Raw genomic sequence first — 14,539 nt, forward strand, 5'->3', positions numbered from 1 at the left:
TCCTGTTCTTTTGCGTGCAAAGATTTTTTCTTATAAGTATAATAAAACTATATTCTGTTCATTTTCTTTCTTTCCAGTTTATCCCAGTTCAGTTTGTTCTTCTTGTATCCCACAAATGCAGTCACACGGACAAATTCCAGATAAAAGCGGAGAAAAGTTGTTTCAAAAAAACAAGCAGTAATAGCAAGGATCAGCTCTCGAAAAGAAAACCTCTGGTCAATGGTATAGATTCTTGAAAAATATGCAGTTAATGTGAGTAAAATACCATACAGGGCATAGTATGCAAGAAATACCAGCATAAATTTCACATTCAGCATATCCATCATCACAGATAAAACCATTGTAAGTACACCCAAAAGTTCAATAAATGGTGACAATAATTCGTAAAGCAGAAAATAAAGATAGGATAAAAGTCCTACAGCTCCGTACCGTGGGTTTGCCAGCATTTTACGGTGTCCCCACATACACTGGAACAATCCTCTCTGCCATCTTTTCCGCTGCTTGCCTAATTCACTTAATTTTTCCGGAGTCTGCGACCAGCAGATGGCATCCTGTGCAAAATCAATCTTATATGGCTTACGATTCATGCGGCTGAATTCATGAAGTCTGACTACCAGTTCCATATCCTCGCCCATTGTACTGTTGTCATATCCGCCTACGGCAATCACTGTTTTTTTCTCAAATAATCCAAAAGCTCCGGATATGATCATGTTTGCATTGATTTTATCCAGCAGGATACGTGCTGCCAGAAAAGAACGGGCATATTCCAGGGATTGCATTCTTGCTATTATATTTCTGGGCAGCCTGTATTTTATCACATGACCTTTTTTTATGACAACACCATTGGCTGGGCGGACACTTCCACCAACGGCTATTACATTTTCGTCCTCCAGAACCGGGCGAACGATTTTCTCCAGCGAATCATGCTGTAAAATAGAGTCCGCATCCATACAGATAAACCAGGGATACCTGGCTGCATTGATTCCGGCATTTAAGCTGTCTGCTTTTCCGCCATTCTTCTTGCGGATCAAAGTAATGGGCACTTTCTGGTTCGGGCATTCATAAATTTCTTCCTCAGGCTGACATTGGATCAGATGACGGATCGGGCGTTCCACTCGCTCCATATGAAATGCATCAATCAGAACCTGAGATGTTTTGTCTTTAGAACCATCATCTATTACTATAATTTCATATAGTTTATAATCCAGGTTGAGAAGTGAAGTGACTGTATCCTTCACCGTAACCTCTTCGTTATAAGCCGGAACAAGAATGGAAACCGGTATGTAATAGCTTTGCCACAGTTTATTGTGCATCTGTTCAAGGCGGTATGATCTGTACAGCTCAATTGCGCCTGCTACAACCGACAAAAACAAAAAGCTGGAATATCCAATCAGGTATATAATAAAAAACAGATTGACACATTCCAGAAAAAAACGAAATGCATCGGTCATAAACCCGCCCTCCTTTGTACTTTTACTTCATCCAGCTGGTACTCTAACATTTCTTTTGCGTAGCGGTCATTTCCCTGTAAAATATCAGCTAATGCATCCCTGTCTGTATTCAGAACTGCAAGGCTTTTTGCAGCATTATAACGGACATACCAGTTTTTACTGGAAGTCTCTTTTTTCAAGATTTCCAGTGTCTGCGGTCCGGGATACACAGCAAGAGCAGAAATACAGGCATTCTGCAATTCCCAGAACCCTTCCTTTTCTTCTTCAGCGTGATGAAGCAGAAAAGAAACACTTCTTTCATCCTGATATCTGCCAAAATAGCGGACACATGCGATTTGAATTTCCATATCCTGGCTTGTTTCCAGCATAGACAGCATTTCATCCTTCCAGTTTGACGATGCATATCGAATATAATCCAACAAGCTTACCTGCATCCTTGGATGAAATTCACTCAATTTTTTCCAAAGGAGTGGTATCAGTTCTTCTTTTTTATCGAAGGAAAGAAGTCCATCTGCAAGTATTTTTTTATGCGGAAGCAGCTGCTCATTTGCATCCAGAAATGTCAATGCCTGCATAACCGCGTGTATATCTTCTGAACTGTATAATGCCCGCAAAGCATTCTCCCTGCAATAGAGACTTTTATTTCCAAGCAGGTCAAAAAGAAATGGGAAAACAATTTCCTTAGCCTGGAATTTCGTCATATGAAATATGGCAAATACATAAGCCAGGCAGGCCTTTTCCATATCCGGTTTTCTTTTATAAACCGGTATCAGTTCTTCCATCAGCCGACTTACAGATGCTATTCCCTGCTGGAATTGTTCCGGCATACTGTTTTCAACTTTAGATAATGCTTCACTGAACGTCAGAAGTCTGCTGGTTGAATGAAGCTCTTTAACCAGCCTTTTTTCCTGCTTTTTATTTTCCGTTATATTTTCTAAAAACAACTGTCTGTATTCTTCGCAATATCGTTGTTCCCTCCTTTTCAGAACACAGGAACGATATCTTGAAATTATCTCTGTAAAGCAGTTAAAAATGATAATCCCCACACAGACAATAAAATAAAAAACAATCACAAGCTGTGCTATCATTCGTATTCCTTTCCTGTCCAGTATGTCTTCAGAACCTGGTATGCTTCTTTTAATCTTTCATGGTAGGATACTGTATTCTCCCATCCTTTCAGTTTAAGGCCTCCCATCTCGATTGTATTTCCTTCTCCGCCAAAACCTATAAACATCTCTTTGATCCCCACTGATTCAATGCCATAATTTCCGTCATAATAATCATCATGGATCTGCATTCGGGACGGATCAGAAAAATTCAGCAGCTGCCATGGGATTCTAATTTCCACATCATCTCCATTACAGATAAAATCTGCCCTGGAATCATAAGCAGATGCAGATGGATTTCCATTACCATAATACAGCTTTCCACTTTCAAAGGTTTTTAACGGTGTGGCAGCATCCTGATACTGACCAATAACATCCCGTAATACCATGCTGATATTTTCGAATACAGCGCTGTCCCTGGCTGGTGGATCAATATAAGGATCTTTTCCTGTAATATCTTCCTCATAATTGGCATGAATGGGATTATACCGATCCTGAACCAACAGACGAGTATTATCTTTTCCATTTAAGACCAGTACAAAATCTGCAGGTCTTTCAAATTCTGCTGTACAATTTTCCATACGGGTACTGCCTGTTTTTTTGGTCGTATCAACCGGAACATACAGCGTGTCATTTTCCAGATCAAAGTCCTTTTTATGGAGATATAAATAAACACCGGAGGCATCATACTTCACACTGATGAAAGAGCCGTCTTCATATTGGATCACCCTATCTTTATCCGTCCATTCGGAAGTATCACCGTCCACGTAACAAACACTTTCTTTTTCCCCACATTCAAATGCCAGCAGGCCAAAATGCTGGTCATTTGTCTGAGCATCTTCCCAGTAAATATTACGGCTTAAGTCTACAGCATACATGGTATTCCAGGTATGCTTGAACCATTCATCCTGCCAGGAATAGACACAGCCTCCGGAAAGTCCGGCAGCCATAATGTCTTCATAACAATCTACCAGAATCTTTCCCTGTTCTTTTTCAGAATAGTATCCAAGTCCTCTGCTGGTCACCTGATTCTCATGAATCTCACCTCGTCCTGTGGCTGCACCAAATTCAACAGCCAAAACCGGCATTGTATGATGTTCGTTTAAAAGTCTTAAATATGCCCGATAAGTATTCCGTTTTCCGTCAGGAGTGATACAGTCACTAAAGTCAATCTTTTTATCAGACAAGCTGTTCCATGTTGTGTATTCCATACAGGAAAAGTAATCCTGATCATATGGAGATGCACTGTAGCTGGCAAACTGACCTGATATAAATTTATCAGTTGCAGTTATATGTTCTGTGTCGATCCGGGCACATTTTCTGAAATATTCTGCAATCTCTTTAGGATAATCAAAGGGATCTGTTGCATTTCCACTGGAAAAGGAGATCAGACGCTGCTCATCATATCTTGTTGATTCATAGTGCAGCATCCTGTCACCTATTTTGGCAAGCAGGGATTCAAAGGCAGAGGCATCTTTTGAAGCAGTAAGATAGGTTCCTTTATAAGGTTCCATATCCGGATATTTCTCATCTGTATATGCAACTGTTGTATCTTCCCATCCATTTCCGATAATATATCCCAGCACCCATTTCGAGACATCGTGTAAATAAAGTCCTGTACTTGTATCTGCATCATTATTGATGATAAGTCGTTTTCCATGGATCACATCTACAGTGACCAGGCAATTATCCAGAAGCTTTCCTGCAAAGGAGTCGGCATATGCATCCACTCGGGAGTTCTGTATATAATCATTTACCCAGATTCCCTGAAGTAAATATAACGGCTCCTCATGTTGGGAATTGTATTCATAGAACGCTTTATAAAAAGACGGATTCTGGACAGAATAGACTCTCAGCGTATTTGCTCCTGCTTCCTGGATCAGCTGAAACCAGTGCAGATAGGTTTCTTTGGTGATCGCATAATCTGTAGACCATTCACCAGGAATACCGCTTCCCATATCAATTCCCCTGACTTCAAATGGTTTCCACTTATCTTTGTCCTTTATAAGTATCTCTTTATTCTCAGTCCGGACAAATGTGTTTATATGATTGTCCCGGTCTGAGTCCATATAAAATCCGCCATAAAACACAGCTATAAATCCAATAAATAGAAGCAGAATGATGGCAGATATGCTGATAATAAATCGTTTCATATTTTAATCATTAACCTCATTATACTGCTTTACACGGGAGGATGCTGAATACTGACGCAGAGTCTCAATGTTTTCATCCAACCATTTTCCTCTGTTTCGCAAGTAACCTTTTAACTGTCCTTCAGCGGCAGATCTGCTGTCCAGATTTCTTGATACCGGAACCAGAAGTCCCTTTGCCTGCTGTTCTACACTTCCCCATCGTGCATCGTTTCTTGCAAGAGCTGGTGCGATAAAATCAAGGGTTTCATCGATATAACGATAAAGTGATTCCTCACTTAACAGACCTTTTCGCAAGGAATGATATCGCTGGATGATCCGTTCAGTAAAATTCTCATCTTTGATAAGCATTTCAAACCATAATCGGTTGTTCAGGAAAAATCCAGTATAAGGAAGTTCCTCCTCGAAATAGTTATTACAGGCATTATTAAAATCCCATACACACATATGATACAGATTATCTGTTCCCTTATAAATATAAGTGGAATAGTTTCCGGCATCTGCATTACTGGAAAGCTCATTGATAATAAAGTAATCTACAAAGCTGTCTACATCTATCATAGAAGTGTAGCCATGTTTTTCCCTGTCATAATCATATGAGTACAGAGTTTTTTCAAAATTTGAAAAATCCTGCCGGATTTCTTCTGTCAGTCTGGCATCCCTGTTCCTGCTTCCGGGATATTCTATCTGCAGCATGAAGGGGGTTTTGTAGGTATACGTTGTAAAGCTGTTTAAAGCTTCTTCGCCCGCATGCTGATGATCCAGGCGAAGCAGGTATCCGGAAAATGTGCTGCGCTTGGCATTTACACGAAGTCCCAGCCTGGCGCCATCTTTTCCGCCGGTTATCATTTCAGTCATTACATATAGACCTTCATATTCACCATTAAGAATTACTTCGCAGAATCTTACATTTGGCGCATAAGACATCATTTCTCCGGCAAGATTGTAAAACATATAATTTCGTATGGCTGTTTTATCGAGCCAGGGACCGTATAATACCCATTCATGGTGCGCATCCATTCCCATAATGGAAAGCGGATTGTTTTCCCCTTTTTTATCTACAAGTCTGATGGCATAGCTTGGCTTATCAAACTCTCTTGAGGAATTACCTCTCATTCGTATGCGGATTGCAGAAGATACATCTGCCGTTTCATTTGCATGATGGTACTCTTTGCTGTCATTTCCGATTATATCCATCTGAGCAGCAATTGTAGTTTCCCCATCAGCAGCACGTGTATAAATGCGGTTGTTTCCATCATCCTTAATGGGTCTTCCCGGGATTACCACCCCATCTGTATCAATTTTGACAATCGGAAGATATGTACACAGACCGCCATCCGCAGGATCTGTACATGCTTCTTGGGGAATTTCCTGTTCATGCTGATGAATTCTCTCTGTTTTTCGGTAGTCCTTATAAAACAATGGCGCAAAAACGGCAATCAGAATAACCGCAAAGCAGCATGTAAATCCTATTATTTTATATTTCATATCAGTTATAAATCTCATCGCTTTGAGCTACAATATTAACACTTTCAATTTGTCCAAGGTTATAGAAATCATCTGTTAAAGCCGGATGCTGTTTCTGAACTTTTTCCAGTATTTTTCTGGATAATTCATAAATGTACTCAGCATTCTCCTCTGTCGTATTTTTTACCCGAAGAACGGCACCAGTCCCAAAATAACGAAAGACCTGGGATTCTATATTTTCACAGCGGCTTCTTTTTGCACGGATGATCAAAAGCATACGGTTATCACTGCGGATTGCTCCCATGATAAGAAAGATAAGAAAAATAGCAGAACTGCCTACTGCAGCAACCAGATAATCTCCAACTCCACAACATATTCCCACAATGATCGTCCAGAAAATATATACAGTATCTCTGGAATCTTTTATTGCAGTTCGAAAACGCACGATAGATAATGCACCGACCATACCAAGCGACAATGCAATATTGTTTCCTATGACAGTCATAACTGTTCCTGTCATAACAGTCAGAACGATTAGTGTTACTCCAAATTTTTTGCTGTAAATCGTTCCCTTATGTGAGATCACATATGAAATAAAAATAAACAGACCAATGACAGCACTTACCAGAATATGCATTGTAATTTGCTGCCAGGTCATATCCCCCTGCTGGGCAAGCAGGTTATAAATCGTCTCTTTCATTTCCTTTCCTCCTAAAATCTGTAGTCACAGCCAATTTGTCTTGCCATACAGTATTTGCTCACGGAAAGCTCGCTTTTCTGAACGGGCAGAAGCATATGCTTGATATAGCTTAACAAAAAACCGTTATATTTTACTTCCAACACTACAGCAAAAGGAGACATTACACTGTTTAACACCAGATTTCTATCAAATATATTGAAATTTACTTCATTAGCCCGTATTCCAGAATCAAAAGTTATTCGAATAGAATTTTCCGGCGCGATAAATGCAAATCTGTCATATTCTACAACTGTTTTAGGACGGTATGCCCACATTTCCATAATTGAATAACATTCCTGTCCAAACTCACTGCCACTGTTTAAAAGTACAGAATAATCACCCTCAATGAGAGCCTGCGCTTCCCTTCTGGATAATCTTAATGATCGCTTCCGCTGATAAGGTCCCTGCTTCTGCTTCATTTCAAACAGTGCAAAATCCGCATCAGGACTATATACCCGCAAACGAAACTTCCTTCTTAACTCCAGACCATCTTCCTTTTCCTGAAAATCCCGATTTGACAAAGAATCAAAGTACAAAGAACGTACCTGATAACCATCCGGTCCGTTATGTGAGTCAGTATGAACCACATTTGACAAATAATTCCGAAGTTTTAATGCTTCTGCCTGATTAAGTAGAAATTTCTTTTCTTCCCGCAGTACATCGCGCACAGTATTATTTCCTCCTGCCTTTGCTTTTTAGTAAATACTACGATAGTATACATCCATAATTTTTTTTTTTGTCCATATATGGAATAAAACTTTGTAGTATACAATGAACTCTCGATAAAATCAACATTTATTGACAATATATACCAAAAGATATGATATTTTATAAACAAATATATAAAAATCATAATGGAAATGGGGATTCCTTATGAAATGGGGATGTTGTATGATATCAAACTGCCAAAAATATCTTGAAATAATATTAACATTTATCTGTGTGATCGTACTGTATCCACAATCGCCCTATGCCACCGAAGCCATTTCACAGCGTGAAACCATACGCGTGGGATTCTTTGAGATGGACGGATACCATATGCAGGATGAAACCGGAAAACGAAGCGGCTATGGATATGATACCTTACGTCTTATGGCACGCTACTGGAATGTTCATTTTGAATACATCGGCTACGACAAAGCTTGGTTTAATTGCCTGTACGGATTTACGGGAAGATAATCCTTTCAGCTTTGACTTAAACTTCTTCCATGACTACTCCATTCTCCATTACACCGCTTTTCAGATAACGCTTAATCAGCTGTACCACTCGTTCATCCTTTTCATTCCTGCGAAGTAAGTTCATGAGAATTTCATGATTGAGTGTGTCAAAGTATTTCGATAAGTCCAGCTCTGCCCATTCTGTGTCCGATTTTAACGCCCTTATTGCCTCCGTAATCATTTCTTTAAAATCCTGAAGAAAGGCTTGTTTCTTCTCACTCACTTCAGCAGTTCTCTGAGTCTCCTGATATTCCTGTATGACCCCTTTCATATCAATCCGATTGGACTGCAGCTTATTCTGCAAAGCTAACATTTTCTGTATATCGTTGATCTGTGACCACCAAAAAAATATAGACCACACGAGATTGGCTACAGCTTCCGGTGCCTGTCCCCGGAAAAAAATGAGGAGAAGGTACTGTAAGAAATAATTGACTCCCTTAGGAGTAAATATGTAGTAGCAATAATTCATACCTTTTTAGCTGTATTTTGTATCGTAAACAGAAAGAAAATACACTATAATCCAAGGCAATGAAAGTACTTAAAAAAGTAGTTTCGTTGCCTTGGTTCCATTTTTAGAAAGAATAATACTTAGGTGGGAAAATTCCCAGGCGCTGTGTGGAGTTTTCTGTAAGAAGCCGGGGACAGACCGCACTGTTTCTTGAAAAAGGAAGAAAAGTGGTGAGGGTCTAAGAACCCAAGCTGTGTGGAGATGGCAGAAACAGGAAGAGTGGTGCGGCTTAGCATGGACTGGGCCAGCTTGCACTTCTGGGACAGGTAATACTGGTAGGGAGCAACATGATATACCTCCTGGAACAGGTGGATGAGCCTGGAGCGGGATAGGGAAACGGTATCTGCCAGATGATCCAAGGACAGACTTTCTGTTAAGTGCATATCGATATAATTGCGGATCGCCAGTGCAGTAGGATTGATGGGAACTTTGTTTGCCAGAAAATCCGCAAGCTCCTGAATATATTGATGGAGCAGTACAGCCAGCTTGTCAGCAGAGTGTACAGGGTCGGCGGTAAAGGCATCAAGGATCCGGGTCAGAGGTGTTTCGTTATGGAAGCGGGGGATCAGGGTGACACCGTCTAAGCCGTAATCGGAGAGAAGATGCTGTACCAGACTGCCGCTGACATTGAACCAGATCTTGGTCCAGGGATCAACTTTGTCTGAATAGTAGTGGTGGTAGGTGCCGGCAGTAAGGATATAGGCATCTCCGGCATTTACAGTGAGGATACTGCCGTTTCGCTCGATATGTCCACGGCCGCTTAAAACGTATTCAAACACACACAGGGGTCTGCGATAAACCAGGATCTCATAGGCAGGATCCGGGTAAGTGATACCGGCCATGATGGGAGAAAAGCTTTCCGCGGTAGGGCCGGTGTAGACAGTGTATTTTTCAATCTGTGTGCGTGTAATTTCCTGAGGCATGGTGGTTCCTCCATTTTTTGAAAGCAAATTGCAATAATGCAATAACAGCATTGTAGTAAAAAGGAGCAAGCCTGTCAACTATGGCTTTCACTATATAAAATAAAAATGAAATCAACCCAAATAAATGATCACAGGAGGACAAAATTATGACACAAATACCCAGACCGGAGCATCCCCAGCCCCAGATGAAGAGGGAGCATTGGAAAAACCTGAATGGAGAATGGGATTTTTCCTTTGACTTTGGATGCAGCGGCATAGATCAGAAATGGCAGGAAGGAAAGACAGATTGGGAGAAGAAGATCCTGGTGCCCTTCTGCCCGGAAAGTGATCTGAGCGGAATCGGCTATAAGGACTTTATCCCCGGCGTATGGTATCACCGTACCATCACATTGACAGGGGAGGAGCTGAAGGGAGATCTTCTCTTACACTTCGGCGCAGTGGACTATGATGCAAGAGTATGGATCAATGGAGTAGAGGCAGGCAGACACCAGGGCGGTTATGTTTCCTTTACGTTTAATATTACAAAGCTTGTAAAGGAAGGAGAAAATGACATTACGCTTTTTGCAGCAGATGATGTGAGAAGCGGAAAGCAGCCCAAGGGAAAGCAGAGTCATTTCTTCTACTCCAGAGGCTGTGATTATACCAGAACGACAGGTATCTGGCAGACGGTATGGCTTGAGTGGGTACCGGAAAGCTACATTGAAAAAGTGCAATATTATCCAAACCTGGCAGAGGCAACTCTGGGAATTAAGGCGGTGGTAAAGGGGCAGGGCACACTGGAAGCAAAGGCCTTTTATGGGGGAGAGCCCTGTGGCAGCGTAAGCGCAAAGTCAGAGGGCGGCACCGTTACCATGACACTTCCTTTGTCCCGTCTGGAAAAGTGGGAGCCGGGTCATGGCAGACTGTATGACCTTACATTAACCTATGGAGAAGATAAGGTAGAAAGCTACTTTGGTATGCGTGAGGTAAGACTGGATGGAGAGAAATTCCTCATCAACGATAAGAGCGTGTTCCAAAGACTGGTGCTGGATCAGGGCTTCTATCCGGATGGCATTTACACAGCGCCTACAGAGGAAGCACTTGTCAAGGATGTGGAACTGTCCATGGCTGCAGGCTTCAACGGCGCAAGACTCCATCAGAAGGTATTTGAGCCTCTGTTCTTGTATCACTGCGATAAAGCAGGCTATCTGGTATGGGGCGAGCAGGGCTGTTGGGGACTGGATTACAGCAATCCCGCAGCATTAAAATATTTCCTGCCTGAGTGGATGGAAGCCTTGGAGAGAGACTTCAACCATCCCGCCATCATCGGCTGGTGTCCGTTTAATGAGACATGGGATTATGAGGGAAGAAGGCAGGATGACAGCTTACTGGCCAATGTGTATAAGATGACAAAGCTGTATGACACCACCAGACCCTGCATTGATACCAGCGGAAATTATCATGTGGTGACGGACATCTATGACTTACACAATTATGAGCAGGATCCGGCAAAGTTTGCAGCAACCTACGAGTCCTTTAAACAGGGAGGTGATTTGGAAGATAATCATGGCTACAGGCAGACACCTGTAAAGGGTATCCCTACCTTCATCAGTGAGTATGGCGGTATCAAGTGGGACGAAGAAGGTGTTGAAAAGGATGGCTGGGGCTATGGTGCAGGTCCTGCTACCAAGGAGGAATTCCTGAACCGATATAAGGGACTGACCGATGCCCTTTTGGACAATCCCCATATGTTTGCCTTCTGCTATACCCAGCTGTATGATGTGGAGCAGGAGTTAAACGGTCTGTATACCTATGAACGTAAACCCAAGTTTGATATGGATGTGATAAAGGCAATCAATGCCCGTAAGGCAGCAATCGAGGATTAAAAGCATCCCGCAGAGTATAAAAGAAAGCGTGTGAGAGACATTGGGGTCTGACCCTCTTACAATTTTCGAGGATTAAACAATTTATTGTCCGCTACACTTGGCGGTAAATACCCGTGACTGGACTTGCACCAGCAAGATTAGTGCCATGCTCGGCACACAAAATGACTGCCCCGCCTGCTCAAATGCAGGCAGAACAGTCATCTGATCTCTTTATTCACTTTTTATGAAACAAATTTTCCAACGATCAGACAGATTACAATCGTAATCACCATATCCGGCAGAGTGTTTCCCAGCGGCATGTCGATGTTCATCAGAATTCGGTATACCACAAATCCAATCACCCAGATGATCAGATTCGGAATATGTACGGCCAGGCTGCTCTTGTCCCGTTTCAGCAGGAAAAAGTCGGCAATCTGGATTGCGATCATCGGTGCAAAGACCGAGCCGATCAGATAGAGGAAATCTGTGATGTTGTCCATCGGATATACAATCGCTGCGATGGTTCCAATGACGGTGACAACGATGGCCACATGCTTTCCATTCCATTTGCTTACGACGGTCTCGCTGGAAATTCCTGCGGAGTAGGCATCCAGAAATGTCGTTGTTACTGTTGAAAATACAATAATCAGAAGGCCCGCAATGCCAAGGCCTGCCTTCAGCATGATCTGCGCGATGTCATATTCTCCGGTGATGATCGCTGCTCCCATTCCAATCACATACATCCAGCAGCTGACGATTCCATAGACAACCGCGCTGATGGCCGTTGCTTTGACCGGTTCTTTTGCTTCTCTTGTGTAATCGCTGATCAGCGGCAGCCAGGATAACGGCATCGCAACCGCAAGTTCTACTGCTGCACCGAATGTCATACTGTCATCCGATGGCGCTCCTGCTCCGCCTCCGGCAAAGATGACCTTGCTCAGGATCAGGCTAAGCAGAAATAATGCTGCCATGGCAACCGTGTTGATTTTACCAAGATTCGTGATTCCGATCACAATCCAGAGAATAATCAGGACTCCGATCACAAGGCACCAGATCCATCTGCCCGTATGCATTACGCCGTCTGCGGCGAGCGCTCCGTCATAGATCATGATGGCGGTCCAGCCAACGAGCTGCAATACATTCAGGACAGCAAAAAGGATGCTTCCCTTCTGTCCAAAACTCATTTTTACGGTTTCCATGGCACTTTTTCTGACCCTGCCGCCGATCACGCCCGCCAGAAACAGCATCAGGCATCCGATGATATGGCCGATAAGAATCGCTGCCAGACCTTTTCCCATGCCGAGCGGTGCAAGGTAGGTTCCGGTCAGGATTTCGGCAATCGAGACACCTGCCCCAAACCAGATCAGGCCATTCTCGAACAGGCCGGTACGTTTTTCGTTCATTTTCATGTTCCTCTCTTTGCTTAAATTTTCATACCGGAAACCATTTTAGCACAGAAGGGAAAATGCGGCAATTATTTTCCTTCTTCCGATCAATTCCAGCACCTTCATCAGCTTCGGAATCCAGCCCATCTATCTTATATAGACGAGCTGTTTGAGCTCTTTTGGTCTTTCCTTTTTCACAATTATGCAATAATAATCTATAACTTTGCACATACCAAATCATACAAAGCACTCATAAGTTCTTCCCCGTTCCGGCATTCTGCGACCATCGAAATAACCGCATTCTTGTCCGGAAGGATCATAGAAATCTGAGAATATTTTCCATCCGCCCGGTAGGAATTGTATTCTCCTCTCCAGAAAAGATAACCATAATTGTCTGTATCGGATGCTGCTGTACTTTCTTCTATCCATTTTTCGGATAAAATCTGTTTTCCATTCCATTTTCCCTTATTCAGGTAAAACAATCCGAATTTATGAAGTTCAGAAAGTGTAAGGAACAATCCACCTGCGCCAAAACTGTTTCCAAGAGGATCTGTCTCCCATGTCGGCCGCTTGATTCCAAGATGTTTAAAAAGCCTTGGTGTAAGATAAGAGACCAGATCGCATCCGGAACGTCTCTGTACAAGAATGCCTGCCAGGTAGGGACCAACATTATTATATACAAAATGTGTACCTGGCTTATATTGAAACGGAATCGCCAAAGACATTTTTACCCAGTCATCCTCCTGGTATAATGGCCGCTGTTCTCCCATAAGGCTGCCCTGTTCCTGTCCTAAACACATCGTAAGCAGGTCTCGAACCGTTGCCATTTTCAGATTATCATCGATCACATCGGGTAAATCTTCGGGAAAGGCATCCGTCAGTTTTTCATCTAAAGACAGTAATCCTTCCTGGACAGCAAAACCAACTGCACAGGATGTGAAGCTCTTCGTTGCAGAATAGATATTTCTACGGCATTCGGGTTCGCTGTACCATTCATTTATGAGGTCGCCATCTTTTGTGACCTTTATTCCAAGAACGTGAAATGTTTTTGCAGCTCCTATAAAATCAGATATGTCCATAGCTAGGTTCCTCCTTTATTTTTACTATAATATCATGATGGATTCTTTTCTTAAATTCTTATTTTTCATTCAATTCACGGAAGGCAATCTTTCCGGTAGTTTTCTGCCATTCCGGGCATATTCATTTCAACTCACGCCTTCATGGAAAGCGACGGCCAAACCAAACAATATGCTTTGATCCTATCTTCCTATGTATTCCTATGTATATTTCCTCCTCATCAACCACTTCTGATCAATACATTTCACCTCACCATCAAACCGAATATGAAGATGAACTCCGCCAGATCTCAGATTAATCTTTTCTATGATTCCATCTCCGAATTTCGGATGTGTGATATTGTCTCCAATTTTATATTGAACAACTTCATCCTTCTGCTTCTGTGCTTTCTGCTGGCGCTGATACGTATCTCGAATCGGCACTGTCTTATCATGAATCCGGCTTTTTAATACTTTATCATAGTTATGATCCAACAGCGCCTCTCCTGCCTTATAATAAGGTGTCGGTGCTGCACCTATAAGAGAACAACAATATTTCCACGCACTTCCATGTGTTCCAGCCTGCCATTTATACTTCTCAGGTATCCGCATATTGTACTGCATGTAATGCGCATATTCATGCTTGATTGACACTCCCCACAGCTAAAGCAGGGGGATTCCTGTTTCTTCCAC

Annotated in this window: 12 protein-coding genes and 1 pseudogene; 2 read left to right on the forward strand and 11 right to left on the reverse strand. The window is 42.3% G+C overall.

Going from position 1 to position 14,539, the window contains the following annotated elements; all coding sequences use genetic code 11:
• Positions 1–47 precede the first annotated feature (47 nt).
• The 6 genes from DWY63_RS15505 to DWY63_RS15530 all read right to left on the reverse strand — a co-directional run bounded on the left by DWY63_RS15505 (position 48) and on the right by DWY63_RS15530 (position 7,581).
• Positions 48–1,451 carry a glycosyltransferase family 2 protein gene (locus DWY63_RS15505; RefSeq protein ID WP_117510833.1) on the reverse strand — a complete coding sequence of 468 codons (1,404 nt, stop codon included), beginning with the start codon at positions 1,449–1,451 and terminating at the stop codon, positions 48–50.
• Positions 1,448–2,539, reverse strand: a complete 1,092-nt coding sequence (locus tag DWY63_RS15510; RefSeq protein ID WP_117802578.1) for a HEAT repeat domain-containing protein — start codon at positions 2,537–2,539, stop codon at positions 1,448–1,450. Before DWY63_RS15510 ends, DWY63_RS15505 begins: the two co-directional genes overlap by 4 nt.
• On the reverse strand, positions 2,536–4,515 hold the full coding sequence (locus DWY63_RS15515) for a hypothetical protein (RefSeq protein ID WP_243001907.1): 1,980 nt from the start codon (positions 4,513–4,515) through the stop codon (positions 2,536–2,538). The genes DWY63_RS15510 and DWY63_RS15515 overlap by 4 nt, the downstream gene beginning before the upstream one ends.
• Positions 4,516–4,713: 198 nt before the next feature.
• Positions 4,714–6,195: a CotH kinase family protein gene (locus tag DWY63_RS15520; protein ID WP_158568384.1), complete on the reverse strand. Its 1,482-nt coding sequence runs from the start codon at positions 6,193–6,195 to the stop codon at positions 4,714–4,716.
• Position 6,196: 1 nt separating this feature from the next.
• Complete coding sequence (locus DWY63_RS15525) at positions 6,197–6,874, reverse strand: DUF4956 domain-containing protein (RefSeq protein ID WP_117802581.1); 678 nt, start codon at positions 6,872–6,874, stop codon at positions 6,197–6,199.
• 11 nt (positions 6,875–6,885) lie between these two features.
• The gene (locus DWY63_RS15530; RefSeq protein WP_117510843.1) at positions 6,886–7,581 is read right to left on the reverse strand and encodes a polyphosphate polymerase domain-containing protein; all 696 of its coding nucleotides are present in this window, start codon (positions 7,579–7,581) and stop codon (positions 6,886–6,888) included.
• Positions 7,582–7,804: 223 nt separating this feature from the next.
• On the opposite strand from DWY63_RS15530, the gene DWY63_RS17900 reads away from it, so the two are divergent.
• Positions 7,805–8,092 carry a hypothetical protein gene (locus tag DWY63_RS17900; RefSeq protein WP_147343085.1) on the forward strand — a complete coding sequence of 96 codons (288 nt, stop codon included), beginning with the start codon at positions 7,805–7,807 and terminating at the stop codon, positions 8,090–8,092.
• Positions 8,093–8,117: 25 nt separating this feature from the next.
• Here the strand turns inward: DWY63_RS17900 and DWY63_RS18970 are convergent.
• Both DWY63_RS18970 and DWY63_RS15540 read right to left on the reverse strand, forming a co-directional pair.
• Positions 8,118–8,261 (reverse strand): annotated as a pseudogene (locus DWY63_RS18970) (group II intron reverse transcriptase/maturase); the annotation flags it as partial.
• A 458-nt stretch (positions 8,262–8,719) separates the two neighbouring features.
• On the reverse strand, positions 8,720–9,562 hold the full coding sequence (locus tag DWY63_RS15540) for an AraC family transcriptional regulator (RefSeq protein WP_055228666.1): 843 nt from the start codon (positions 9,560–9,562) through the stop codon (positions 8,720–8,722).
• Between the two features lie 146 nt (positions 9,563–9,708).
• On the opposite strand from DWY63_RS15540, the gene DWY63_RS15545 reads away from it, so the two are divergent.
• Positions 9,709–11,427 (forward strand): glycoside hydrolase family 2 protein, encoded by a 1,719-nt coding sequence (locus tag DWY63_RS15545; protein WP_117802582.1) that lies wholly within the window; start codon positions 9,709–9,711, stop codon positions 11,425–11,427.
• Positions 11,428–11,648: 221 nt separating this feature from the next.
• Here the strand turns inward: DWY63_RS15545 and cytX are convergent, their stop codons facing one another.
• From cytX to DWY63_RS19175, 3 genes are all read right to left on the reverse strand, one after another.
• On the reverse strand, positions 11,649–12,809 hold the full coding sequence (gene cytX, locus DWY63_RS15550) for a putative hydroxymethylpyrimidine transporter CytX (protein WP_022462800.1): 1,161 nt from the start codon (positions 12,807–12,809) through the stop codon (positions 11,649–11,651).
• A 197-nt stretch (positions 12,810–13,006) separates the two neighbouring features.
• Entirely contained in the window at positions 13,007–13,870 is an 864-nt protein-coding gene (locus DWY63_RS15555) for a serine hydrolase domain-containing protein (protein WP_055228665.1), read from the reverse strand.
• Between the two features lie 198 nt (positions 13,871–14,068).
• Positions 14,069–14,341: a hypothetical protein gene (locus DWY63_RS19175; protein ID WP_330415509.1), complete on the reverse strand. Its 273-nt coding sequence runs from the start codon at positions 14,339–14,341 to the stop codon at positions 14,069–14,071.
• Between the last annotated feature and the right edge of the window lie 198 nt (positions 14,342–14,539).

The sequence above is a fragment of the Blautia sp. AF26-2 genome, from assembly GCF_003460955.1.
Lineage (GTDB): Bacteria > Bacillota > Clostridia > Lachnospirales > Lachnospiraceae > Fusicatenibacter > Fusicatenibacter saccharivorans.

What these genes read in the sequence shown, in the direction of transcription:
- DWY63_RS15505 (WP_117510833.1), bottom strand. Translation starts at nt 1,451, where the DNA reads ATGACCGATGCATTTCGTTTTTTTCTGGAATGTGTCAATCTGTTTTTT.
- DWY63_RS15510 (WP_117802578.1), bottom strand. Translation starts at nt 2,539, where the DNA reads ATGATAGCACAGCTTGTGATTGTTTTTTATTTTATTGTCTGTGTGGGG.
- DWY63_RS15515 (WP_243001907.1), bottom strand. Translation starts at nt 4,515, where the DNA reads ATGGGAAGCGGTATTCCTGGTGAATGGTCTACAGATTATGCGATCACC.
- DWY63_RS15520 (WP_158568384.1), bottom strand. Translation starts at nt 6,195, where the DNA reads ATGAAATATAAAATAATAGGATTTACATGCTGCTTTGCGGTTATTCTG.
- DWY63_RS15525 (WP_117802581.1), bottom strand. Translation starts at nt 6,874, where the DNA reads ATGAAAGAGACGATTTATAACCTGCTTGCCCAGCAGGGGGATATGACC.
- DWY63_RS17900 (WP_147343085.1), top strand. Translation starts at nt 7,805, where the DNA reads ATGATATCAAACTGCCAAAAATATCTTGAAATAATATTAACATTTATC.
- DWY63_RS15540 (WP_055228666.1), bottom strand. Translation starts at nt 9,562, where the DNA reads ATGCCTCAGGAAATTACACGCACACAGATTGAAAAATACACTGTCTAC.
- DWY63_RS15545 (WP_117802582.1), top strand. Translation starts at nt 9,709, where the DNA reads ATGACACAAATACCCAGACCGGAGCATCCCCAGCCCCAGATGAAGAGG.
- cytX (WP_022462800.1), bottom strand. Translation starts at nt 12,809, where the DNA reads ATGAACGAAAAACGTACCGGCCTGTTCGAGAATGGCCTGATCTGGTTT.
- DWY63_RS15555 (WP_055228665.1), bottom strand. Translation starts at nt 13,870, where the DNA reads ATGGACATATCTGATTTTATAGGAGCTGCAAAAACATTTCACGTTCTT.